The organism is uncultured Pseudomonas sp., from assembly GCF_913777995.1.
In the GTDB taxonomy this organism is placed as follows: Bacteria; Pseudomonadota; Gammaproteobacteria; order Pseudomonadales; family Pseudomonadaceae; genus Aquipseudomonas.
In genome coordinates, this window is record NZ_CAJYVE010000039.1 from 93,214 (window position 1) to 115,083 (window position 21,870).

The 21,870-nt window shown below is 65.0% G+C and carries 19 protein-coding genes; 10 read left to right on the forward strand and 9 right to left on the reverse strand.

What is annotated here, in order from left to right:
- Nucleotides 1–152 precede the first annotated feature (152 nt).
- The 3 genes from plsB (at nt 153) to QZ497_RS17280 (ending at nt 3,988) form a co-directional block, all read left to right on the forward strand.
- A complete protein-coding gene (plsB, locus tag QZ497_RS17270; protein ID WP_295477146.1) occupies nt 153–2,627 on the forward strand; it encodes a glycerol-3-phosphate 1-O-acyltransferase PlsB in 2,475 nt (824 codons plus the stop codon).
- 201 nt (nt 2,628–2,828) lie between these two features.
- Complete coding sequence (locus tag QZ497_RS17275) at nt 2,829–3,236, forward strand: YbaY family lipoprotein (protein ID WP_295477148.1); 408 nt, start codon at nt 2,829–2,831, stop codon at nt 3,234–3,236.
- A gap of 62 nt (nt 3,237–3,298) precedes the next feature.
- On the forward strand, nt 3,299–3,988 hold the full coding sequence (locus tag QZ497_RS17280) for a DUF4197 domain-containing protein (protein ID WP_295477150.1): 690 nt from the start codon (nt 3,299–3,301) through the stop codon (nt 3,986–3,988).
- A gap of 18 nt (nt 3,989–4,006) precedes the next feature.
- Here the strand turns inward: QZ497_RS17280 and QZ497_RS17285 are convergent, their stop codons facing one another.
- Together QZ497_RS17285 and QZ497_RS17290 are read right to left on the reverse strand one after the other, a co-directional pair.
- On the reverse strand, nt 4,007–7,069 hold the full coding sequence (locus tag QZ497_RS17285; RefSeq protein WP_295477152.1) for an efflux RND transporter permease subunit: 3,063 nt from the start codon (nt 7,067–7,069) through the stop codon (nt 4,007–4,009).
- Nucleotides 7,070–7,075: 6 nt separating this feature from the next.
- Nucleotides 7,076–8,176: an efflux RND transporter periplasmic adaptor subunit gene (locus QZ497_RS17290; RefSeq protein ID WP_295477154.1), complete on the reverse strand. Its 1,101-nt coding sequence runs from the start codon at nt 8,174–8,176 to the stop codon at nt 7,076–7,078.
- Nucleotides 8,177–8,269: 93 nt separating this feature from the next.
- Here QZ497_RS17290 and QZ497_RS17295 point away from each other — a divergent pair, with 93 nt between their 5' ends.
- Nucleotides 8,270–8,938, forward strand: a complete 669-nt coding sequence (locus tag QZ497_RS17295; RefSeq protein WP_295477155.1) for a TetR/AcrR family transcriptional regulator — start codon at nt 8,270–8,272, stop codon at nt 8,936–8,938.
- Between the two features lie 11 nt (nt 8,939–8,949).
- On the opposite strand, the gene QZ497_RS17300 is transcribed toward QZ497_RS17295, so the two are convergent.
- Nucleotides 8,950–9,732, reverse strand: coding sequence for a class I SAM-dependent methyltransferase (locus QZ497_RS17300; protein WP_295477157.1), 783 nt, complete (start codon nt 9,730–9,732; stop codon nt 8,950–8,952).
- A 99-nt stretch (nt 9,733–9,831) separates the two neighbouring features.
- On the opposite strand from QZ497_RS17300, the gene QZ497_RS17305 reads away from it, so the two are divergent.
- Nucleotides 9,832–10,452, forward strand: coding sequence for an energy transducer TonB (locus QZ497_RS17305; RefSeq protein ID WP_295477159.1), 621 nt, complete (start codon nt 9,832–9,834; stop codon nt 10,450–10,452).
- A 12-nt stretch (nt 10,453–10,464) separates the two neighbouring features.
- Here QZ497_RS17305 and QZ497_RS17310 read toward each other — a convergent pair whose 3' ends face one another.
- The 6 genes from QZ497_RS17310 to ppc all read right to left on the reverse strand — a co-directional run bounded on the left by QZ497_RS17310 (nt 10,465) and on the right by ppc (nt 16,894).
- A complete protein-coding gene (locus QZ497_RS17310) occupies nt 10,465–11,154 on the reverse strand; it encodes an extensin family protein (protein WP_295477161.1) in 690 nt (229 codons plus the stop codon).
- Nucleotides 11,155–11,190: 36 nt separating this feature from the next.
- Nucleotides 11,191–12,054, reverse strand: a complete 864-nt coding sequence (locus QZ497_RS17315; RefSeq protein WP_295477163.1) for a DUF72 domain-containing protein — start codon at nt 12,052–12,054, stop codon at nt 11,191–11,193.
- A 3-nt stretch (nt 12,055–12,057) separates the two neighbouring features.
- Nucleotides 12,058–12,363 (reverse strand): hypothetical protein, encoded by a 306-nt coding sequence (locus QZ497_RS17320; protein ID WP_295477165.1) that lies wholly within the window; start codon nt 12,361–12,363, stop codon nt 12,058–12,060.
- A gap of 247 nt (nt 12,364–12,610) precedes the next feature.
- Nucleotides 12,611–13,285, reverse strand: coding sequence for a tRNA (adenosine(37)-N6)-threonylcarbamoyltransferase complex dimerization subunit type 1 TsaB (gene tsaB, locus QZ497_RS17325; RefSeq protein ID WP_295477167.1), 675 nt, complete (start codon nt 13,283–13,285; stop codon nt 12,611–12,613).
- 96 nt (nt 13,286–13,381) lie between these two features.
- Nucleotides 13,382–14,029: an adenylate kinase gene (gene adk, locus QZ497_RS17330; RefSeq protein WP_295477169.1), complete on the reverse strand. Its 648-nt coding sequence runs from the start codon at nt 14,027–14,029 to the stop codon at nt 13,382–13,384.
- A 228-nt stretch (nt 14,030–14,257) separates the two neighbouring features.
- A complete protein-coding gene (ppc, locus tag QZ497_RS17335; protein WP_295477171.1) occupies nt 14,258–16,894 on the reverse strand; it encodes a phosphoenolpyruvate carboxylase in 2,637 nt (878 codons plus the stop codon).
- A gap of 128 nt (nt 16,895–17,022) precedes the next feature.
- Between ppc and QZ497_RS17340 the strand changes: the two genes are divergently transcribed.
- The 5 genes from QZ497_RS17340 (at nt 17,023) to QZ497_RS17360 (ending at nt 21,837) form a co-directional block, all read left to right on the forward strand.
- A complete protein-coding gene (locus QZ497_RS17340; RefSeq protein WP_295477173.1) occupies nt 17,023–17,343 on the forward strand; it encodes a hypothetical protein in 321 nt (106 codons plus the stop codon).
- Between the two features lie 229 nt (nt 17,344–17,572).
- Complete coding sequence (locus tag QZ497_RS17345) at nt 17,573–17,986, forward strand: DUF4398 domain-containing protein (RefSeq protein ID WP_295477175.1); 414 nt, start codon at nt 17,573–17,575, stop codon at nt 17,984–17,986.
- A 53-nt stretch (nt 17,987–18,039) separates the two neighbouring features.
- Nucleotides 18,040–18,822 carry an OmpA family protein gene (locus tag QZ497_RS17350; RefSeq protein WP_295477177.1) on the forward strand — a complete coding sequence of 261 codons (783 nt, stop codon included), beginning with the start codon at nt 18,040–18,042 and terminating at the stop codon, nt 18,820–18,822.
- 204 nt (nt 18,823–19,026) lie between these two features.
- Nucleotides 19,027–20,997, forward strand: a complete 1,971-nt coding sequence (gene betT, locus QZ497_RS17355) for a choline BCCT transporter BetT (protein WP_295477179.1) — start codon at nt 19,027–19,029, stop codon at nt 20,995–20,997.
- A 132-nt stretch (nt 20,998–21,129) separates the two neighbouring features.
- Entirely contained in the window at nt 21,130–21,837 is a 708-nt protein-coding gene (locus tag QZ497_RS17360) for a helix-turn-helix transcriptional regulator (protein WP_295477181.1), read from the forward strand.
- Nucleotides 21,838–21,870: the final 33 nt, after the last annotated feature.

The following is a 21,870-nucleotide window of genomic DNA, read 5'->3' on the forward strand; positions in this document are numbered from 1 at the left end:
AGCACCGGCCGCCCGCTGACGCGGCCGGATCAAGCGGCGAACTTTCCCACGGCTTCGCGCATCAATGAACCACACCGGTCCTTTTGCCGATACCTGGCAGATACGGCACACTGTCGCCCCGGCCAGACCCGCCCACTCTCAGCAGACTACGTATGACCCGATCTCCCTTGCGCCGCCTCGTATTCGGTGCCCTGCGCCGTGTGCTGTTCCTCTGGGTTCGCTCGGAAACCATCAACCAGTCTTCCCTGAAGCTGGACCTGGACCGCAGCAGACCGGTGTTCTACGCCCTGCAGTCGCCGGCCCTGAGTGACCTGGCCGTGGTCGACCGCGAGTGCACCAAGGTCGGCCTGCCGCGCCCGGTGCTGGAGGTGCAGGTGGGCGACCACCTGGAGCCGGCCGGTTTCTTCTACCTTACTCCCGAGCCCGACTGGCTGGGCCGCCACGACAAACGCGGTGCGCCGCCGGTGCTGGAGCGGCTGATCGACAGCCTCGGCGAGCAACCGGGCGAAGACGCGCAGATCATCCCGGTCAGCGTGTTCTGGGGGCAGTCGCCGGATCGTGAATCCAGCGCCTGGAAACTGCTGTTCGCCGACAGCTGGGCGGTTACCGGGCGCCTGCGGCGGCTGGTCACCATCCTGATCCTGGGGCGCAAGACCCGCGTGCAATTCTCCCCGCCCATCCACCTGCGCGACCTGCTGGCACAGAACAAGGGCCCGGCACTGACCCTGCGCCTGACCCAGCGCCTGTTGCGCGTGCATTTCCGCCATGTGCGCAGCTCCGTGATCGGCCCTGACGTTTCGCACCGCCGCAACCTGGTCAAGGACCTGGTGCGCGCCCCGCTGGTGGTCGAGGCCATTCGCGAAACCGCCGAACGTGACAATATCTCCCCGGAAAAAGCCCGGGAACAGGCCCTGAGTTACGCCAACGAGATCGCCTCCGACTACACCTACACGGTGATCCGCTTCCTGGAAGTGGTGCTCAGCTGGTTCTGGAACAAGATCTACGACGGCATCAAGGTCAGCCACATCGACAACGTACAGAAGGTCGCGCCCGGCCACGAGGTGGTCTACGTACCCTGCCATCGCAGCCACATCGACTACCTGCTGCTCTCCTACCTGCTGTTTCGCAACGGTCTGACCCCACCGCACATCGCTGCCGGGATCAACCTCAACATGCCGGTGGTCGGTGGCCTGCTGCGCCGCGGCGGGGCGTTCTTCATGCGCCGCAGCTTCAAGGGCAACCCGCTTTACAGCGCGGTGTTCAACGAATACCTCAACACCCTGTGCAGCAAAGGCTTCCCGGTGGAGTACTTCGTCGAGGGCGGCCGCTCGCGCACCGGGCGCATGCTGCAGCCCAAGACCGGCATGCTGGCCATCACCCTGCGCAGTTTCCTGCGCAACTCGCGCAGGCCACTGGTCTTCGTACCGGTGTACATCGGCTACGAACGCGTGCTGGAAGGCCGTACCTACCTGGGTGAGCTGCGTGGCAAGGCGAAGAAGAAAGAGTCGGTATTCGACCTGTTCAAGGTGTTCAGCGCCCTGAAGAAGCGTTTCGGCGAAGTGGCGGTGAACTTCGGCGAGCCCATCCACCTGGCCGCCTTCCTCGACCAGCAGCAGCCCGACTGGCGCAGCCAGGCGATCGGCCCTCAGGACCGCCCGCAATGGCTGAGCACCGCCACCAGCCAACTGGCCGAGCGCGTCGCCCAGCGCATCAACGAGGCGGCGGCGGTCAACCCGGTCAACCTGGTGGGCCTGGCGCTGCTGTCCACCCCGCGCCTGGCCCTGGACGACCTGGCCCTGGAACGCACCCTCGACCTGTTCCTCGACCTGCTGCGCCAGGTGCCCTATTCGGCGCACACCACCCTGCCCGAGGGCGACGGCAAGGCGCTGATCGCCCACGTCAAGAGCATGGAGCTGCTGGCCGAACAGAAAGACGCCCTGGGGCGTATCTACTACCTGGACGAGCAGAACGCGGTACTGATGACCTATTACCGCAACAACGTACTGCACATCTTCGCCCTGCCGTCGCTGCTGGCCTGCTTCTTCCAGAGCTGGTCGCGAATGAGCCGCGAGCTGATCTTCCGCTACATCCGTGCCCTGTACCCCTACCTGCAGTCCGAGCTGTTCATCCGCTGGTCGCTGGACGAACTGGACGCGGTCATCGAGCAGTGGCTGGCGGCCTTCGTCGAGCAGGGCCTGCTGCGCCAGGAGAACGACGTCTACATTCGCCCGGAACCCAGTTCACGGGAGTTCGTGCAGCTGACCCTCCTGTCGCGGGCCATCGCCCAGACCCTGCAACGCTTCTACATGGCCACCGCCCTGCTGCTCAACAGCGGCCAGCACAGCCTCAGCGCCGAAGAACTGGAAGACCTGTGCACGGTCATGGCCCAGCGCCTGTCGATCCTGCATGGCCTCAATGCTCCGGAGTTCTTCGACAAGAGCCTGTTCCGCCACTTCATCCAGACCCTGCTGGACCAGGGTGTGCTGAGCAAGGACGGCAACGGCAAGCTCGGCTACCACCCACTACTGGGCGAAATGGCCGAAGGCGCGGCCAAGCGGGTGCTGACCGCCGAGATCCGCCTGTCGATCCATCAGGTCGCCTTGCAGGGCAGTGACGACGAAGCCTGACTAGGTTTTGTACGAAAAGTGCCTGCGCTCGGCCATGCTGCGTTAAAAACCGGCTCGGAATGCTCATTTACTCCAGTAAACTGCGCTTCCTCGCCTATTTTTGCCTTGCCTGACCTTCGCTCGCCGACTTTTCGTACAAAACCTAGTTTCTAAGTGAAGCTGCCCGCGCCCTGCGGGCGGTCAGTGCATGGAGAGCACGGCATGAATGCCATCCGCCTTATTCCCATCACCCTGCTGGGCAGCCTGCTGGTTGCCTGCAGCAACACCGACACACGCACCGCCAGCCTCGCTGGCGAAGTCTTCTATCTGCAGCGCAGCGCCCTGCCGTCGGCGGCGACCTTGAGTGTCAGCCTGCAGGACGTCTCCCGCGCCGATGCCTCGGCACTGTCCCTGGCGCAGCAGAACACCCCCATCAATGGCCAGGTGCCGCTGCCCTTCCGGCTCGAATACGATCCGCGCCAGGTTTTGCCTGGCCACTCCTACGCCGTCAGTGCACGGATCGAAGCCAATGGCCAGCTGCTGTTCATCAGCACCGAGCGCCATACCGTGAAGCTCAATGGCAGCGACCCGCAGCCGCTGCGCATCCGGGTCAAGCCGGCGCAACCCTGATACTCTTGCCCGAACGCGCCGCCAGGCGCGGCCCCCATTCCGTATCGCAGAAGGAAGCCGCCATGTTTCGCCCCTCGTTCACCTTCGCCAGCCTGTGCGCCGGCCTGTTGCTGTCGGCCAGTGCCTTCGCCTTGTCGCTGAACGACCTCTCTCAGTCCGATGCCACAGGCGGGCTCAAGGATGCCCTGACCCAAGGCGCGCAGATCGCCGTCAAGCAACTGGGCACGCCAGGCGGATTCAGCAACAACCAGGACGTGCGCATCGAGCTGCCGGGCAACCTGGGCAAGGTGGCGAAGAAAATGCGCCAGTTCGGCATGGGCGCCCAGGTCGACCAGTTGGAAACCAGCATGAACCAGGCTGCCGAGGCTGCCGTGCCGCAGGCCCAGGCGCTGCTGGTGGATGCCGTGAAGAAGATGAGCGTCTCCGACGCCAAGGCGATTCTCAGTGGTGGCAAGGATTCCGCCACCCAGTACCTGGACAAGAGCAGCCGCGAGGCGATTCGAGCCAAGTTCCTGCCGATCGTCAAGCAAGCCACCGACAAGGTCGGCGTGGCACAGAAGTACAACGCCTTCGCCGGCCAGGCTGCCGCCCTGGGCGTGGTGGATGCCAAGAGCGCCAATGTCGAGAACTACGTGACCGAACAGGCGCTCAACGGCCTGTTCGAGATGATCGCCAAACAGGAAGAAGGCATTCGCGCCAACCCGGCGGCAGCGGCCACCAGCCTGGCCAAGAAGGTGTTCGGGGCGCTTTGAGGCGCCCCCAAGGCCTCATCAGCCTTCCTTCCTGACCCTGAACCACGCCGCATACAAGGCCGGCAGGAACAGCAGGGTCAGGGCGGTGGCGACGATCAGACCGCCCATGATCGCCACCGCCATGGGGCCGAAGAACAGGCTGCGCGACAGCGGAATCATCGCCAGCACCGCCGCCAGGGCGGTGAGCACGATGGGCCGGAAGCGCCTGACCGTGGCTTCGACGATCGCTTCCCAGGCCTGATGCCCCGCCGCGATGTCCTGCTCGATCTGATCGACCAGAATCACCGAGTTGCGCATGATCATCCCCGACAGGGCGATAGTGCCCAGCATGGCGACGAAGCCGAACGGTTGGTTGAACACCAGCAGGAACAGCGTTACGCCAATCAGCCCCAGCGGCGCGGTGATGAACACCATGAACATCCGCGAAAAGCTGCGCAGTTGGATCATCAGCAGCGTCAGCACCACGACGATGAACAAGGGCACGCCGGCGTTCACCGAGTTCTGCCCACGCTCGGCATCTTCCACTGTGCCGCCGACCTCCAGCAGATAACCATCAGGCAGCTCGCTGCGGATGCCCGCCAGGTTCGGGAGGATTTCCTTGACCAGGCTGGCCGGTTGCTGCGGGCCGTAGATGTCGGCACGCACCGTGACGGTCGGCAGGCGATTGCGGTGCCAGATGATGCCCTCCTCGAAGCCGTACTCCAGAGTGGCGACCTGCGACAGCGCGACACTGGTGCCATTGCCGGTCGGCACCGCCAGGCTGGCCAGGTCCTGCAGGCGCTCACGCTCACTGCGGGTGCCGCGCAGCACGATATCGATCAGTTCGTCATCCTCGCGGAACTGGCTGACCGCCGCGCCGGTGAGCGAAGACTGCAGGAACCTGGCCACATCGGCACTGCTCACGCCCAGCGCCCGGGCACGGTCCTGGTCGATGTTCAGGTGCACGACCTTGCTGGGTTCTTCCCAGTCCAGGTGCACGTTGGTCACGTACGGGTTCTCGCGCACCTTGGCCTGCACCTGACGCGCCAGGGCGCGGACTTCGTCGATGTGCTCGCCGGTCACGCGGAACTGGATCGGGTAGCCGACCGGCGGGCCATTTTCCAGGCGCGTGACCCGCGAGCGCAGGGCCGGGAAGCGTTCGTTGAGGTTGCTGATCAGCCAGGTACGCAGCGCCTCGCGGTCTTCGATGCTCTTGGCCAGCACCACGAACTGCGCGAAGCTCGCCGCCGGCAGTTGCTGGTCCAAGGGCAGGTAGAAGCGCGGCGAGCCGGTGCCCACGTAGGCTACGTAGTTGTCGATACCGTCGTGTTCGCGCAGCATCGCTTCCAGGCGCTTGACCTGCTCGGTGGTGTTGAGCAGCGAGGCGCCTTCGGCCAGCTTCAGGTCGACCATCAGTTCCAGCCGGCCCGAGGCCGGGAAGAACTGCTGCGGCACGAAACGGAACATCGCCACCGACAGCACGAACAACGCCAGGGTGGCCACCAGTACCGTCTTGCGCCGCCGCACGCACCAGGCCACGGTGGCGCGCACCCGGCGGTACAGCGGCGTGGCGTAGGGATCATGCTCAGCCTGCCCGTGACGCTCGGCATGCCGCCGCGCGAGGTCCGGCAGCAGCTTCTCGCCCAGCCAGGGCACGAACATCACGGCGGCGACCCACGAGGCCAGCAGCGCAATGGTCACCACTTGGAAGATCGAGCGGGTGTACTCGCCAGTGCTCGACTGCGCCGTGGCGATGGGCAGGAAACCTGCCGCCGTGATCAGCGTGCCAGTGAGCATCGGGAAGGCCGTGCTGGTCCAGGCGAAGCTGGCCGCCTTGAGGCGGTCGAAGCCCTGCTCCATCTTGATGGCCATCATCTCCACGGCGATGATCGCGTCGTCCACCAGCAGCCCCAGGGCCAGCACCAGGGCGCCGAGGGAAATCTTGTGCAGGCCGATGCCCAGGTAGTACATGGTGGCGAAGGTCATCGCCAGTACCAGCGGAATCGCCAGGGCCACGACCATGCCGGTGCGCACGCCCAGCGAGAAGAAACTCACCAGCAGAACGATCACCAGCGCCTCAGCCAGCACCTGGACGAACTCACCGACCCCGGTCTTCACCGCTGCCGGCTGGTCAGACACTTTGTGCAACTCCATGCCCGCCGGCAGGTTGGCCTGCAGGCGGGCGAACTCGGCCTCCAGCGCCTTGCCCAGCACCAGGATGTCTCCGCCGCTCTTCATCGCCACGGCCACGCCAATGGCATCTTCAGCCATGTAGCGCATGCCCGGCGCCGGCGGCTCGTTGAAGCCGCGATGCACGTCGGCCAGGTCGCCGATGCGCAAGGTGCGGCCATCGACCCGAATGGGGAAATCGCGAATCTCGTCCACGGAAAGGAAGCGCCCGCTGACCCGCAGGTGAATGCGTTCCTGAGGGGTCTCGAAGAAGCTCGCCGACGCCACCACGTTCTGCGCTTCCAGCGCCTGCTGCACCGCCTGCATCGACACCCCCAGGGTGGCGAGCTTGACGTTGGACAGCTCGATCCAGACCTTTTCGTCCTGCATGCCGAGCAGTTCGACCTTGCCGACGTCCTTGACCCGCTGCAGGCGGATCTGGATGCGTTCGGCGTAGTCCTTGAGCACCGCGTAGTCGAAGCCCTTGCCGGTCAGCGCGTAGATATTGCCGAACGTGGTGCCGAACTCGTCATCGAAGAACGGCCCCTGTACCCCGGCCGGCAAGGTGTGGCGAATATCGCCGACCTTCTTGCGCACCTGGTACCACAGCTCGGGCAGAAACGCAGAGAACAGCGAGTCGCGGGCCATGAAGATCACCGTCGATTCACCCGGCCGCGAGAACGAGGTCATGCGCTCGTATTCGCCGGTCTCCATGAGTTTCTTTTCGATCCGGTCGGTGACCTGGCGCGCCACCTCTTCGGCACTGGCGCCCGGCCACAGGGTACGCACCACCATGACCTTGAAGGTGAACGGGGGGTCTTCACTCTGCCCCAGCTTGGTGTACGAAAAGGCCCCGACCACGGCCAGGACGATCATCAGGTACAGCACCACCTGGCGGTGCCGCAACGCCCATTCGGAAAGGTTGAAGTGCATCGCCCGTCACTCCTTGCCGGTCAGCTTGACCGCGCGATTGTCGCGGTCTACCGGGCGGATGCGCTCGCCTTCAAGCAGCACGTGGACCCCTGCCGCCACCACCCAGTCACTGGCACTCAGGCCCTCGAGGACCGGCACCGTTTCCTGACCCCACGGGCCGAGCCTTACCGGTACGCGCTTGAGCCTGCTGTCCGGCTCGACCCGCCATACATAGCTGACACCCTGCTCGGCGGTGACCGCCGACAGCGGCACCGACAGCACCACGGCCTGACCATCAGCGATGTACACCCGCGCGCTCTGCCCCAACTCCACCGGGACCCGGCCAGCGTCGAAGGCCACCCGGGCGGCAAAGGTGCGCGAGCGCGGGTCGGCGGCCGGTGACAGTTCACGGATACGACCCGGCAGGCGCTGGTCGCGCTGGCTCCAGAGTTCCACGGTGACCGGCTGGCCGATGCGGTAGCGAGTGAAGTTGTATTCCGGCAGGCTGATGGCCACTTCCCGCTCGCCGTCGGCCGCCAGGGTGAATACCGTCTGTCCCGCCGCCACCACTTGGCCAACCTCCACCTGCCGCCGCGCGATCACGCCATCCTGAGGCGCCCGTAGCACGGTGTAGTCGGCCTGGTTGTCGGCCACGGTCAGCTCGGCGCGCGCCTGCTTGAGCCGCGCCTCACCGGCACGGAACTGGTTTTCCGCGTTGTCGTACTGCGACTGGCTGACCATCTGCCGACCCAGCAGGGTCTTGTAGCGGTCACGTTCACTGCGGGCCAGTTGCAGGTTGGCCTCGGCGGCCGCCACCTGGGCACGCATCGCCTCACGCTGCAGACGCACGTCCTGCGGGTCCAGCTCGGCCAGCGGCTGGTTGGCCTTGACCCGCTGCCCTTCCTCGACCATCCGGCGATTGACCTTGCCGGCGATACGGAAAGCCAGCTCAGGCTCGAACCGAGCCCGTACTTCACCGGGAAAGCTGTCCTGGGATTTCGTCGACGGCAGTGGCTGAACCACCATGGCCGGACGCGACTCGGCCGGCGCAGGGTCCTGCGGGCCACAGCCGCTCAGCAGCGCAGTCAGGCCGAGAAGCACAAGCGGGAAACGGAAGGGATGGGACATGATGGCAGCGGACTCGTCCGTGATGAGTGCTTGGAATATTTGTACCGGCGAGTATATTAAAAATTATCGAACTCACCAGTACACAAATTAAAAATGCCTGATAACGCCACCCACTCCGGTCCTGGACGTCCCAAGGACCCGGAAAAGCGCCGCGCCATCCTCGACGCCGCGAAGAACCTGTTCATCCAACATGGTTACCAAGGCACCAGCATGGACACCGTCGCCAGCCTGGCCGGCGTATCCAAGCTCACCGTATACAGCCATTTCAGCGACAAGGAGCGGTTGTTCATCGAAGCGGTGATGGCCAGCTGCGAGGAGCTGTTGCCAGCTCCCTGCTTCGAATTCCGCGATGACCTGTCGCTGCGCAGCATGCTGCTGACCATCGCCCGAGCCTTCGAGCACCTGATCAACAGCCCCGAATCGCTGCAACTGCATCGCCTGATGGCCACCCTGGGCACCCAGGACCGGCAGTTGTCGCAGACGTTCTTCGATGCCGGCCCGCAGCGCATCCTCGATGACATGGAACGCTTCATGGTGCACGCCGCCGCCAGCGGTCAGTTGCACATCCCATCACCGCGCAGCGCCGCCGGGCATTTCCTCAGCCTGATCAAGGGCATCGATCACTTCCGCCTGCTGGTCGGCTGCTGCGAACCGCTAACCCCAGCACAGGTCGAGGCGCATGTGCAGGAGGTGGTCGAACTGTTCATGCGCGCCTACGGCGATCACACCGTCAGTCAGGCGCAGCCCCCGCACAGCAACTGACGTCCTGCCCGTCAGGGCTTCAGGGCTTTCTTGGGGTAGATGTCGTAGCGGCTGGATTTACCATCCAGGGTATAGCCGGGCTTGGCACCCTCGATAGGCGGTGCCTTGCGCGGGCGCTTGACCACCACCCGATGGCTGGCCAGGGTCAGGGCGGCCTCCAGCAGCGCCGGTGCGTCAAGGTCGTCGCCCACCAAGGGACGGAACAGGCGCATCTCCTTCTTCACCAAGGCACTCTTGTCGCGATGGGGGAACATGGGGTCCAGGTAGATGACCTGTGGCGGCTCGTACTGCCAGCCGCGCATCACCTCGATGGCATTGCCATGCAGCAGCTGCATGCGCCGCGCGATCTCCGCCACCTGCTCATCCAGGCAAGCCCGCGCCAGGCCATCCTCCAGCAGCGCGGCGATGATCGGCTGGCGCTCGATCAGTTGCATCTGACAACCCAGGCTGGCCAGCACGAAGGCATCCTTGCCCAGGCCGGCCGTGGCGTCGAGCACCTGCGGCCGCACACCGGGTTGCAGCCCGACCGCCTTGGCGATCATCTGCCCGCTGCCGCCGCCGAACAGCCGCCGGTGCGCAGCGGCCCCTTCGACGAAATCCACCCGCACCGGCCCCGGCGCATCCTTACCCAACTGCTGCAGGCGCAGGCCATCGGCTGCGACCTGCAGGGCGAATTCGGCCGTCTCGGCGTCAATGGGCAACCCCAGGCGCTCGGCCCAGTAGCTGCTACGTTCCTGCCCCGGCGCATCCAGGGCTTCGACCCGGATGACGCAGCCATTTTGCTGATCGCTCATTGCACCCACACACTCGAAAAATAATTCAAAGAACGGCCAGGCCGGCCGATAGCTTGTTTGTCAGGCATTTTGCCAGAGCCAAGGTCAGTACTGATCGCCATGTCAGAGAATGTTCAATCCATCGGCTACTTGTCGCACATCGGCGACTTCAGCCTGCGCAACAACCAGGCCCTGGGTGGTGTTACCCAGCTCTGGTCCGATGCGTTCGCCCGGGCGATGGCCGAACAACTGGCCGACGGCAAACCGGTGGCTGCACCGGCACTGCCCGAAGTCACCGACCAGGCCACCGGCGAACCCCTCACCGGTGCACAGGCCCTGGCGCAGATCGTCGAACAGCGCGCCTGCCCGGTCACCGAGACTCAAGTACGGCCGCCCGAACCCCTGTTCCTGCCCATCGCCGAATTCGAACTCGACCTGCTGCCACCGGCCGCGGAGCCGTTCGGCGCCCTGGAGCTGATCGAACAACAGCGCGGCCTGGAATTCGACACCCAGTGGGTACGCCCGACGGTATTCCACGACTACGACCTCAAAGGCGAGCCCGGCCCCGCCCCGGCACGTCGCCCGCTGCACCTGCCGATCGCCGAGCTGGAATGGGATCTGGCCGAGAAGCCCGCGCAGCCTTATGACGAGGCGACCCTGGTGGCGCAGCAGCGCGCCCTGGACTTCGACAACGGCTGGGCCCGCCCACTGATCCTGCAGAACCTGCGCCAGGCCGCCTGACCCGCTCGCGCTTCAGCGACAGACCCGCCACATGCCCATGTCCAGATGAAAGTGATTACGGTGCGCCGCATTGTAGTCCGGCCCCAGCACGGTATTGAAATGCGTGCAGGCGGCCTGCCGGACCTCGCGCAGGAAACGGCCCTTGGGGCCGGTGTCATCCCAGTCGCGCAGCAGATCGACACGCGAACCGTCAGCCAGGCGGAAGGCCGCGATGTCCAGGGCGTTGGCCGTGGCGTGCTGGCTCAGCCGCCCCTCACTGCGGTTGTAGACGTTACGGCAGGCGAAACTGCCCAGGTGATCGATGCGCACCACCCGCTGGCCCAGGGTCGCCTGCGCGGCCACTTGCAGGCCGTGATGCTCGAACAGCGCATAGGCCACCGCCAGCGGGCAGCTGGCAAGGAAGCTGCTGCTCAGCGCCACTTCTCCGCCGCTGATGCGCAGAGCGTTGGTCAGTGGGCAACGCGCCGATGCCGGGCTGTCCGCCTGACGGCTGTAGCGCAGCGCCGAAGTGGCCAATGTCTGGTCACACAGCGCCGGGTCATTCTGCAGACGCCAGAGCTTGAACGAAGTCAGCAGGTTGGGCGCGGCCTGGATATCCAGAGGCGCCCAGGGGTTCCAGCGCGCAGGCAGGTCAAGCCAGCCGCGCCATACGGCCACGCCCAGCAGCAACAGACATGACAGGATGATCAGCAAAGGTCGCATGACGGGCCTCGACAGCACAGCTCATCATCATGGACCTCAGAGAAGCCCCAACTGCTCCACCTGCGGGCCACGATCGATCTCGGGCAGGGGTGGCAGGTCCGGCAGGCGCGTCATCAGCCGCGCATGAAAGCGCTGGGCCAGCGCCGGCGCGCGGTGGTTGTCCGGAGTGTGCAGGTACACGTAGGGCGTGCGGCCCTCTTCGATCCAGGTCGCGACCTTCTCCACCCAGGGGGTCAACCAGGGATCGTTGGCGTCCAGCGCCGGTTGGCCAATGAAGCGCACCTGCGGTGCCTGAGTCAGAGCGGCCGGGCGCACCGGCACCTTGGGTTTTTTCGATTGCGCGTGCAGCACCGCCGGGTCACTGGACAGGCAACTGAACAGCGAGCGGGAGTCCAGGCAGATGCGTTCGACACCTCGGTCAAGCAGCAGACGGTTGAGCATCCGCTCTTCATCGCCTTTCTGGAAGAACGCCAGGTGACGCACCTCCACCGCCAGGGGCACCTGGACTTCGTCGATGAACATCGCCAGTTCTGCCAGGCGCTGCGGGCCGAAGCTGGCCGGCAGTTGCAGCCAGAACGGCGTCACTCGCTCGCCCAGCGGCGCCAGCAGTTGCACGAAGGCACGCGCCGCGTCCAGTTGCAGGCGCAGGTCGCCGTCATGGCTGATATCGCGATGAAACTTGGCCGTGAAGCGAAAGTCCGCCGGCATGACCTGCGCCCAGCGCTGCACGGTGGCCGCATTCGGACGGGCATATAGGGTGGTATTACCTTCCACCGTATTGAACACCTGGCAGTACAGGCCCAGGAAATCGGTGCTGGCGGCATCTGGCGGGTAGAAGAACTCGCGCCAGGCGTTATCGCCCCATGACGGGCAACCGAGGAAATAAGGTAGACGGGACACAGGTCAGACGTGCAGGTCGAGCCCCGACACTTCCAGTTCCCAATCCACGAAACTGGCGGTGGTCAGATAGCTGGCCAGCGCAGTGGCCACGCGAGAACTCATCGAGCGGGGGAAGATCATGTCCTGCTGGCGTGCAGGTACATTGGGCGTAGGCAGGTCGTCGGCTTCGCGACGCGGCGTTCGCGCCTCGTGCACAGGCAGTTCGATATCGCTGTCGACTTCCTCGAAGGTACCCTCCACCGTCGCAGGGCTCTTGCGAGGCTTGCGCTTGATGGGATACGTGCGTGATGAAGGACCGTCTATGCGCATCGATACTTACTCGGCGTCTGTAGTGGCAATTTAACGTCACAGATGGGCGCCTTGGCAAACGCCCGAACGTTAACTAGACCACACAAATTGCAAGTTATTCGGCACGCGTCACTTTTCCATAGACTTTGGCGATGAATGGTAGATGGCTAGTTGACTTCATCGATAGAGCGATCAGCCCTCGCCCAGCCCGTTCAGCGGCGTGCATATCCTTGTATCGCCCGCGTTACAGCTTTCTTGAAGCGCCTGGTCAGGCGCCTTTGGGTGTCGCCACCTTGTCGCGCAGGTACACCGGCTGCGCATCGTCGGCCGCCACTGCTTCGCCGCGGTGCCAGGCAAAGGTCGCCAGGGCCAGCAGATCCTGCGCGTCGGGCAGCATGCTGGCATCACAGCCGCTGAGCGACACCGGCAGGCGCGGTGCATAACCCCAGCCAGTGCCGGCACCGAACCACGGGCCTGCGGCATCGATGGGCAGCGCCACTTGCTCGGGCGGCAGCACGGCTTCCTGGCCAGCCAGGCGCATCTCCCCTTCGCTGGCGCGGTAGCAACCCCAGTAGACCTCGTCCATGCGTGCATCGATGGCTGCGGCCACCTGGCTGGCGCCCTGCTCACGCAGGGCACGCTGGGCCAATGCGGCCAGGTTGGAGACCGGCAACACCGGACGGTCAAGGGCGAAGGCCAGCCCCTGGACCACGCCGATGGCAATGCGCACACCGGTGAAAGCCCCCGGGCCACGGCCGAAGGCAATGGCATCGAGCGCCGAGCGCGGCAACTGCGCCTGGGCCAGCAGGTCCTGAATCATCGGCAGCAGCTTCTGGGCATGCAGGCGCGGGGCCACCTCATAGTGGCTCAGCACCTTGCCGTCGTGCAGCAGGGCGACCGAGCAGGCTTCAGTGGCAGTATCCAGGGCCAGCAAGGTGGTCATCGGGGTATCCGTCGTGAGTGAACAAGGGGAAAAGGGGCGCAGTATAAAGACAAATGGCCCGCAAGCGGGCCATTTGTCGGATGAAACGGGCGGCGATCAGCTCAGCGCGGCGAGCACCTTGGCGGTGATTTCCTCGACGCTGCCGACACCCGGAATGTGGCTGCACTTCGGCTCGCCCTTCTCGGCGCTGAGCTTGTTGTAGAAGTTCACCAGCGGCTTGGTCTGCGAATGGTAGACCGACAGGCGATGACGCACGGTTTCTTCAGTGTCGTCCTTGCGCTGTACCAGCGGCTCGCCGGTCACATCGTCCAGGCCTTCGACCTTCGGCGGGTTGTAGACCACATGGTAGACACGACCGGACGGCTCATGCACGCGGCGGCCAGCGATACGTTTGACGATTTCCTCGTCGTCCACGGCGATTTCCACCACGTGGTCGATGCTCAGGCCGGCGCTGACCAGCGCTTCGGCCTGGGCGATGGTGCGCGGGAAGCCGTCGAACAGCACGCCGTTGGCGCAGTCAGGCTGGGCCAGGCGGTCCTTGATCAGGCCGATGATCAGGTCATCGGATACCAGGCCACCGGCGTCCATGACGCTCTTGGCTTGCAGGCCCAGCTCGGTACCGGCCTTGACGGCAGCGCGCAGCATGTCGCCCGTGGAAACCTGGGGAATGCCGAACTTTTCAGTGATGAACTTAGCCTGAGTACCTTTTCCGGCGCCCGGAGCTCCCAGCAGAATCACGCGCATCGTCACGCTCCTCAAATTTTTTATATGGAATTCGTCGGATTCGCCTCTTGGGCCAATCTAAAACTGAACTACGGCCAAAGGCCAAAAGGTTGATCAAGATACACAGCCGACCAAGGCGGCACAAGCCGCCCAAGGTCGCAGCCACGCCCGCTGCGCCAAGGCTTACAGTGGTCGGCTGGGCGGGCTGTCGACAGCGCTGACGCGATGTCGACACCCGGCATGCCGCCATCAGCCGGTATTGCGCAAGCCGGCGGCTATGCCCGCCACCGACACCAGCAGGGCCAGTTCCAGTGGGCTGTCCAGGCGCGCTTCGCGGCTGCGCGAACGGGCCAGCAGCTCGGCCTGCAGCAGGTGCAGGGGGTCCAGGTAGGTATTGCGCAGGCTGATGAACTCCAGGGTTTCCGGGCTGTGCGCCAGCAGCCGGTCCTGCCCGGTCAGCCCCAGCACCACCCGACAGGCCTGCGACAATAGGTCGCGTAAATGCGCCCCCAAATGATGCAACTGCGGGTCGACCAGACGCTCGTCGTACAGCTGGGCGATGTCGATGTCGGCCTTGGCCAGGACCATTTCCAGCATGTCGATGCGGGTGCGGAAGAACGGCCACTGCTCGCGCATCTGCGCCAGCAATTCGCCCTCGCCACGCGCCAACGCATTGCTCAATGCCGCCTCCCAGCCCAGCCAGGCGGGCAGCATCAGGCGCGTCTGGGTCCAGGCGAAGATCCATGGAATGGCCCGCAGGCTCTCCACCCCGCCTTCACGACGCTTGGCCGGACGACTGCCCAGCGGCAGGCGTCCCAGCTCCTGCTCTGGCGTGGCCTGGCGGAAGTACTCGACGAATTCCGGGTGCTCGCGCACCACGGTGCGGTAGGCCTTCACCCCGTCCTCGGCGAGGCGGTCCATCATCTGCCGCCAGGCCGGCTCCGGCGGTGGCGGCGGCAGCAGGGTCGCCTCCAGCACGGCGGCCAGGTAGAGGTTGAGGTTCTGCTCGGCGATGCCGGGCAGGCCGAACTTGAAGCGGATCATCTCGCCCTGCTCGGTGGTGCGGAAGCGCCCCGCCACCGACCCCGGTGGCTGCGACAGGATGGCCGCATGCGCCGGCCCGCCGCCACGCCCCACCGTGCCGCCGCGGCCGTGGAACAGCAGCAGTTCCACCTGGCGCTCACGGCAGATGCCCACCAGTTTCTCCTGCGCCCGGTACTGCGCCCAGGCCGCCGCCGTGGTGCCGGCGTCCTTGGCCGAGTCGGAATAGCCGATCATCACTTCCTGCGGACCTTGCAGGCGGGCACGGTAACCGGGCAGTTCCAGCAACCGCTCGATCACCGGCCCGGCGTTGTCGAGGTCGGCCAGGGTTTCGAATAGCGGCACCACCCGCATGCGCCGCTGCAGCCCGGCCTCCTTGAGCAACAGCTGCACCGCCAGTACGTCGGAAGCGGCACCGGCCATGGAGATGACATAAGAGCCCAGCGAGGCCGCCGGTGCCGCTGCCACTTCTCGGCAGGTGGCCAGCACTTCGGCGGTTTCCGCCGAGGGGCGGAAGTAGCCTGGCAGCAAGGGCCGGCGGTTATCCAGCTCGCGGGTCAGGAAGGCGATGCGCGCGTCTTCGTCCCAGTCCTCGTAACGTCCCAAACCCAGGTAGTCGGTGATTTCGCTCATCGCCGCGCAGTGCCGGCCGGAATCCTGGCGCACGTCCAGGCGCACCAGGAACAGGCCGAAGGTCACCGCGCGGCGCAGGCAGTCGAGCAGCGGCCCGTCGGCGATCACGCCCATGCCGCATTCGTGCAGGGACTGGTAGCAGACCTGCAAGGGTTCGAGCAGCTCGCGATTGTCGTGCAGCACCTCCTCACCTGCCGGCTGGGGCGCCGCCAGGCAAGCCTGCGCCCAGTTGCGCGTGGCACGCAGGCGTTCACGCAGACGCTTGAGCTCGGCCCGGTACGGCTCGGCGCTGTCACCGACCCTGGCACGCAGTTCGGCGCTGGCCTGCTGCATCGACAGGTCGGCGGCCAGGCTGTCGACATCGCGCAGGTACAGGTCGGCGGCCATCCAGCGCGCCAGCAGCAGCACTTCACGGGTGACCTTGGCGGTGACGTTGGGGTTGCCATCGCGGTCGCCGCCCATCCACGAAGCGAAGCGGATCGGCGCGGCGTCCAGCGGCAGCCGAAAACCGGTGGCGGCGTGCAACACCTGGTCGGCCTTGCGCAGGTAACTGGGTACCGCCTGCCACAGCGAGTGCTCGATCACCGCGAAGCCCCACTTGGCTTCGTCCACCGGGGTCGGCCGGGTGCGGCGGATCTCTTCGGTGTGCCAGGCCTCGGCGATCAGGCGCTGCAGGCGGGTGACGATCTGCTCGTATTCCTGGCTGTTCAGGTCACGGTGGTCGAGGGCGGCCAGCTGTTCGGCAATGGCGTCGTACTTCTGGATCAGCGTGCGCCGCGCCACTTCAGTGGGGTGCGCGGTCAGCACCAATTCGATGTCCAGCTTGCCGATCTGCCGCGCCAGGGCCTCGCTGCCGTGCCCGGCGCGCTGCAGGCGCTCGAGCAGCTCGGGCAGCACCCGGGCTTCGAAGGGTTGTGGCTGGGTGTCGTCACGTCGGCGCAGCAACTGGTACTGCTCGGCGATGTTGGCCAGGTTGAGGAACTGGTTGAAGGCCCGGGCCACCGGCAGCAGTTCGTCTTCGTCGAGGCTGGCGACACTGGCGCTGAGCTGTTCGCTGCCCTCGGCCGAGCCGCGCCGACCGGCCTTGGCGGCCTTGCGGATGCGTTCGATGGTGTCGAGGAACTCGGCGCCGCGCTGTTCGCGAATGGTGTTGCCCAACAGCTCGCCCAACAAGTGGACGTCTTCCCGCAAGCGGGCATCTATATCGGCCATCCCTCACCCTCCGGTCTGTTGTTGTACCCCGCACACTGCACGAAAACCGCCACGCTGCCAAACCCGACAGCGAACACTGCGGCGCGCGGGCAGTCGAAAAACCGTAACCCACCGCAACCGGAGGCACCATGAACAGTTTCCAGGCCCTGCTCAACGACTGGGAAAACCACGCTCGTCAGGCACAGGAACGCAGCCAGGTCACCCTCAGCCTGTACCGCCACGATCAGGTGAAGATCAAGGCCCTCGCCGAAGCCTACGGGCTTGATGAAGCGACCGTCACCGAAGGCCTGCTGCACGCGGCCCTGCAAGAAGCCGAAGCCGCCATTCCCTACGTCAAAGGTGCCGAAGTGATTCGGGTGGAAGAAGGCGAACCGGTGTACGACGACGCCGGGCGAACCCCCGCGTTCGTGGCCGCCGAACAGCGGATTCTCAAGGCTCAGGACCATTGAGGCACGCGCTCACCGCGCTGCCAGCGGCCCTGCAACAGGGCCTGCACCTGGCTGACCGGCGCCCGCAGTACTGGCTGAACGGAACGGAAATTTCTCTGAACTATTCAAAAAAGCGTCAGGTCCCAGCCAATAGCCATTACAGGAAAGACCGTGAGTGGCAGGCAAGCCGTCTGGCATCTCACTTCCCGGCCGCAACTGTCATGGAAAACCAAGAACCTGGAGTTAAACAATGGAGTTGATGACCATGAACAACCTCACTGCCAAAGCCACGTTCGCCCCCGTGCGTGGACTCAAACTGGCTGCGTTGGCCCTGGGTAGCGCCCTGGTACTCGCCGGTTGTGCCGGTAACCCGCCGTCGGAGCAGTATGCGGTCACCCAGTCTGCGGTGAACAGCGCGGTCAGCGCGGGCGGCACCGAATACGCCGCTGTCGAAATGAAGTCGGCCCAGGACAAGCTGCGTCAGGCTGACGTGGCCATGCAGGATCATCGCTACGACGAAGCCCGCCGCCTGGCTGAACAGGCCGAGTGGGACGCGCGCGTCGCCGAACGCAAGGCTCAGGCTGCCAAGGCGCAGAAAGCCGTACAGGACGCTCGCCAGGGTGTGAACGAACTCCGTGAAGAAAGCCAGCGCCAGGTCCAGTAATCCGGCCCTTTCACCTTTCACGCATTCGACATTGATTTAAGGACGACAAGACCATGCGCAAACAAGTGATGATCCCTGCCCTGCTGGCTGTTAGCGTGGCCCTCGGGGCCTGCGCCACCAAGCCCAACCCAAGCCTGGAACAGGCGCGCACCAATTTCTCGGCGCTGCAGAGCAATCCTGACGCCAGCAAGGTCGCGGCACTGGAAACCAAGGATGCCAGCGACTCGCTGGACAAGGCCGACAAGGCCTTCCGTGATGGCGAAGACGCCAAGAAAGTCGACCAGCTGGCCTACCTGACCAACCAGCGTATCGAAGTCGCCAAGCAGACCATCGCCCTGCGTACCGCCGAGGCTGACCTGCAGAAAGCTTCCGCCGACCGCGCCCAGGCGCGCCTGGACGCCCGTGACGCGCAGATCGCCAAGCTGAAGGAAAGCCTCAACGCCAAGCAGACCGAGCGCGGCACCCTGGTGACCTTCGGCGACGTGCTGTTCGACTACAACAAGGCGGAGCTGAAACCCGGCGCACAAGGCAACATCTTCAAGCTGGCGCAGTTCCTTCAGGAGAACCCTGACCGCAAGGTGATCGTCGAGGGCTACACCGACAGCACCGGTTCGGCCTCCTACAACCAGCAACTGTCCGAGCGCCGCGCCGACTCGGTGCGCGCCGCACTGGTACGCGCTGGCGTCGACCCGACCCGCGTCGTCGCCCAGGGCTATGGCAAGGAATATCCGGTGGCCGACAATTCCAGCAACTCCGGTCGTGCCATGAACCGTCGTGTGGAAGTGACCATTTCCAACGACAACCAGCCGGTAGCGCCACGTTCAAGCATGCAGTGATCGCTTGACTCGCGCCTTATGAAGCCCCGCCAGCCTGCGTGCTCGCGGGGCTTTTTGATGAGGCTGCCAATACTACGCGCGTGAGCATCATCGGGCCGCAGCCGGACCTGCGCCGCGTGCCCGCACCCGCCTGGCCAAGACACCAGCGGACGTGATCAGGATCCGAATGCATCAGAAATCCGCTTTACAGGAGACAACTCCCCCATGGGCACCAAGAACGAGCCACCCATCAAGTCGGCCCTCAACCCGCCCGTATTCTGGACCTCTGCAGTTCTGCTGCTGATATTGGTGGTGTTCACCAGCACCCTCCAGAGCACTGCCCAAGACCTGTTCGGCTTCATCCAGGGCTGGATCATCACCAATGCGAGCTGGTTCTACATCCTCGCCGTGGCAGTGATCCTCGGCACCGTGGTGTTCCTCGGCGTCAGCCGCTACGGCGACATCAAGCTCGGCCCGGACCACAGTACCCCCGACTACAGCAACACCACCTGGTTCGCCATGCTGTTTTCCGCCGGCATGGGCATCGGCCTGATGTTCTTCGGCGTCGCAGAACCTGTGATGCACTTCATCAACCCGCCCTTCGGCGACGGCAATACCGTCCAGGCGGCGCGCGAAGCGATGAAGATCACCTTCTTCCACTGGGGCCTGCATGCCTGGGCGATCTACGCCATCGTGGCGCTGATCCTGGCCTACTTCAGCTACCGCCACGGCCTGCCCCTGACCCTGCGCTCGGCGCTGTACCCGCTGATCGGCGAGCGCATTCACGGCCCCATTGGCCATGCCGTGGACATCTTCGCGATCATCGGCACCGTGCTGGGCGTGGCGACTTCCCTGGGTTTCGGAGTGGCGCAGATCAACACCGGCCTGAATGCCATGTTCGGGGTCCCGGTGAACACAGGCGTGCAGATCATGCTGATCATCGGCACCACGGCTCTGGCCACCTTGTCGGTGGTCTCGGGCCTGGACAAGGGCGTGCGGCGTCTGTCGGAACTCAACCTCGGTCTGGCGGCGCTGCTGATGCTGATGGTCGTGCTGCTCGGTCCCACCGTGCTGATTCTGCAAACCTTCGTGCAGAACACCGGTGGCTACCTGAGCGAAATCGTCAGCCGCACCCTGAACCTCTATGCCTATGACCCCACCGACTGGATCGGCGGCTGGACACTGTTCTACTGGGGCTGGTGGCTGGCCTGGTCGCCCTTCGTGGGGCTGTTCATCGCGCGTATCTCACGCGGGCGAACCATCCGCGAGTTCGTCAGCGGCGTGCTGCTGGTGCCCACCGCGTTCACCCTGCTGTGGATGACGGTATTCGGCAACACCGCGATTCACCTGATCCTCGATCAAGGCGTCAGCGACCTGGCCGCCGCCATCAACCAGGACACCGCCCTGGCGCTGTTCGCTTTCCTTGAGCACTTCCCGTTCGCCAGTTTCATTTCGGTGCTGGCGATCATCATGGTGGTGGTGTTCTTCGTCACCTCGGCCGACTCCGGCGCCATGGTGGTCGACATGCTCGCCTCGGGCGGTAACGACCGCACCCCGGTGTGGCAGCGCATCTTCTGGGCCACGAGCATGGGTGTCGTGGCCATCGCGCTGTTGCTGGCCGACGGCCTGAAAGCCCTGCAGACCGCGACCATCGCCAGCGCCCTGCCCTTCACCATCGCCCTGCTGTGCAGCATGCGCGGCCTGATGAAGGCACTGAAGCTCGACGCCACCAAGCGTGGCCTGCGTCATTACAGCCTGTCGCCATCCACCTCACGCGGCCCCGGCAGCTGGCAGCGCCGCCTGCGCAACCTGGCGATGTTTCCGCGCCGCGCCCATGTGGTGCGCTTCATCAGCGAAGTGGCCAAACCCGCCTGCCTGTCGGTGGCCGATGAATGGCGCCGCCAAGGCTATCAATGCCAGGTGGACGACGGCGAGGACGGTAGCGTGCGGCTGACGGTCGGCCCTACGGACAACCCCGAGTACCTCTACCAGGTGGTGCCCAAGGCCTACGCCATGCCCAGCTTCGTGCTCAGCGACAGCCAGAGCGACGAACGCAAGTACTTCCGTGCCGAGGTCTACCTGCGCGAGGGCGGCCAGGACCACGATGTGATGGGCTGGTCCAGGGAAGACGTGATTGGCGACATTCTCGATCAGTACGAACGGCACATGCACTTTCTGCATCTGGTCAGCGAGTGAACAGGAAAAATTTGTTACAAGCACAAATTATTGGCAATAAATCACCAATAATACGTTAATCGCGAGCATGCTTAGCAAACTTTTCTCCGCCGGTGCTGCGTACACTGCCACGCAGCCCGAGCGGAGGAACCCATGCAGACACTCACCCAGGATTATCGGCATGGCGACGTGGTCGCCAGCCACTGCCACGCCCAGGCGCAACTGATCCACGCCAGTGCCGGGGTGATGCTGGTGGGCACCGAACAGGGTGACTGGGTGATACCCACCGGCCATGCGCTGTGGGTACCCGCCGGGGTCGCCCACGAGGTGCGCATGACCGGTGCGGTGAGCATGCGCACGCTGCTGGTCCCCACGCACCACTCGAACCAGTGCCGGGTCATCGAAGTCAGCACCCTGCTGCGTGAACTGATTCTGGCGGCTTCGATCCGGCCGGTGGACCCCTTGCGCCAGCAGCACCTGCTGGCGCTCATCGACCTGGAGCTGCAAGCGGCCCGCCAGGTGCCCGCCTACATCCCCCTGCCCCGCGACCGGCGCCTGCGCCGCCTGTGCACCGAGCTGCTCGACGAACCGGCCCGCGAGATGACCCTGGAACAGTGCGGGCAGCGCCTGAACATGAGTGCCCGTACCCTGGCGCGTGGCTTTCAGCGTGAGCTGGGCATGTCGCTGGGTGAATGGCGCACCCGTACGCGGATGATCCTCAGCCAGCAGCGCCTGCTGCGCGGCGTGCCGATCATCGAGGTGGCGCTGGAGCACGGCTACCAGAGCCCCAGCGCCTTCGCCGCGACCTTCAAGCGTGTGCTCGGCCACAGCCCGCGCCACTGTCAGGCCCGCGCCGGCTGAACTGTCCCGATCGCACGCGCGGTTGTCCGCTTC

What these genes read in the sequence shown, in the direction of transcription:
- QZ497_RS17285 (WP_295477152.1), bottom strand. Translation starts at nt 7,069, where the DNA reads ATGCACTTCAACCTTTCCGAATGGGCGTTGCGGCACCGCCAGGTGGTG.
- tsaB (WP_295477167.1), bottom strand. Translation starts at nt 13,285, where the DNA reads ATGACCACCTTGCTGGCCCTGGATACTGCCACTGAAGCCTGCTCGGTC.
- QZ497_RS17275 (WP_295477148.1), top strand. Translation starts at nt 2,829, where the DNA reads ATGAATGCCATCCGCCTTATTCCCATCACCCTGCTGGGCAGCCTGCTG.
- QZ497_RS17295 (WP_295477155.1), top strand. Translation starts at nt 8,270, where the DNA reads ATGCCTGATAACGCCACCCACTCCGGTCCTGGACGTCCCAAGGACCCG.
- QZ497_RS17305 (WP_295477159.1), top strand. Translation starts at nt 9,832, where the DNA reads ATGTCAGAGAATGTTCAATCCATCGGCTACTTGTCGCACATCGGCGAC.
- QZ497_RS17280 (WP_295477150.1), top strand. Translation starts at nt 3,299, where the DNA reads ATGTTTCGCCCCTCGTTCACCTTCGCCAGCCTGTGCGCCGGCCTGTTG.
- QZ497_RS17350 (WP_295477177.1), top strand. Translation starts at nt 18,040, where the DNA reads ATGCGCAAACAAGTGATGATCCCTGCCCTGCTGGCTGTTAGCGTGGCC.
- ppc (WP_295477171.1), bottom strand. Translation starts at nt 16,894, where the DNA reads ATGGCCGATATAGATGCCCGCTTGCGGGAAGACGTCCACTTGTTGGGC.
- betT (WP_295477179.1), top strand. Translation starts at nt 19,027, where the DNA reads ATGGGCACCAAGAACGAGCCACCCATCAAGTCGGCCCTCAACCCGCCC.
- QZ497_RS17360 (WP_295477181.1), top strand. Translation starts at nt 21,130, where the DNA reads ATGCAGACACTCACCCAGGATTATCGGCATGGCGACGTGGTCGCCAGC.
- QZ497_RS17310 (WP_295477161.1), bottom strand. Translation starts at nt 11,154, where the DNA reads ATGCGACCTTTGCTGATCATCCTGTCATGTCTGTTGCTGCTGGGCGTG.
- QZ497_RS17320 (WP_295477165.1), bottom strand. Translation starts at nt 12,363, where the DNA reads ATGCGCATAGACGGTCCTTCATCACGCACGTATCCCATCAAGCGCAAG.
- QZ497_RS17340 (WP_295477173.1), top strand. Translation starts at nt 17,023, where the DNA reads ATGAACAGTTTCCAGGCCCTGCTCAACGACTGGGAAAACCACGCTCGT.
- plsB (WP_295477146.1), top strand. Translation starts at nt 153, where the DNA reads ATGACCCGATCTCCCTTGCGCCGCCTCGTATTCGGTGCCCTGCGCCGT.
- QZ497_RS17345 (WP_295477175.1), top strand. Translation starts at nt 17,573, where the DNA reads ATGGAGTTGATGACCATGAACAACCTCACTGCCAAAGCCACGTTCGCC.
- adk (WP_295477169.1), bottom strand. Translation starts at nt 14,029, where the DNA reads ATGCGCGTGATTCTGCTGGGAGCTCCGGGCGCCGGAAAAGGTACTCAG.
- QZ497_RS17300 (WP_295477157.1), bottom strand. Translation starts at nt 9,732, where the DNA reads ATGAGCGATCAGCAAAATGGCTGCGTCATCCGGGTCGAAGCCCTGGAT.
- QZ497_RS17290 (WP_295477154.1), bottom strand. Translation starts at nt 8,176, where the DNA reads ATGTCCCATCCCTTCCGTTTCCCGCTTGTGCTTCTCGGCCTGACTGCG.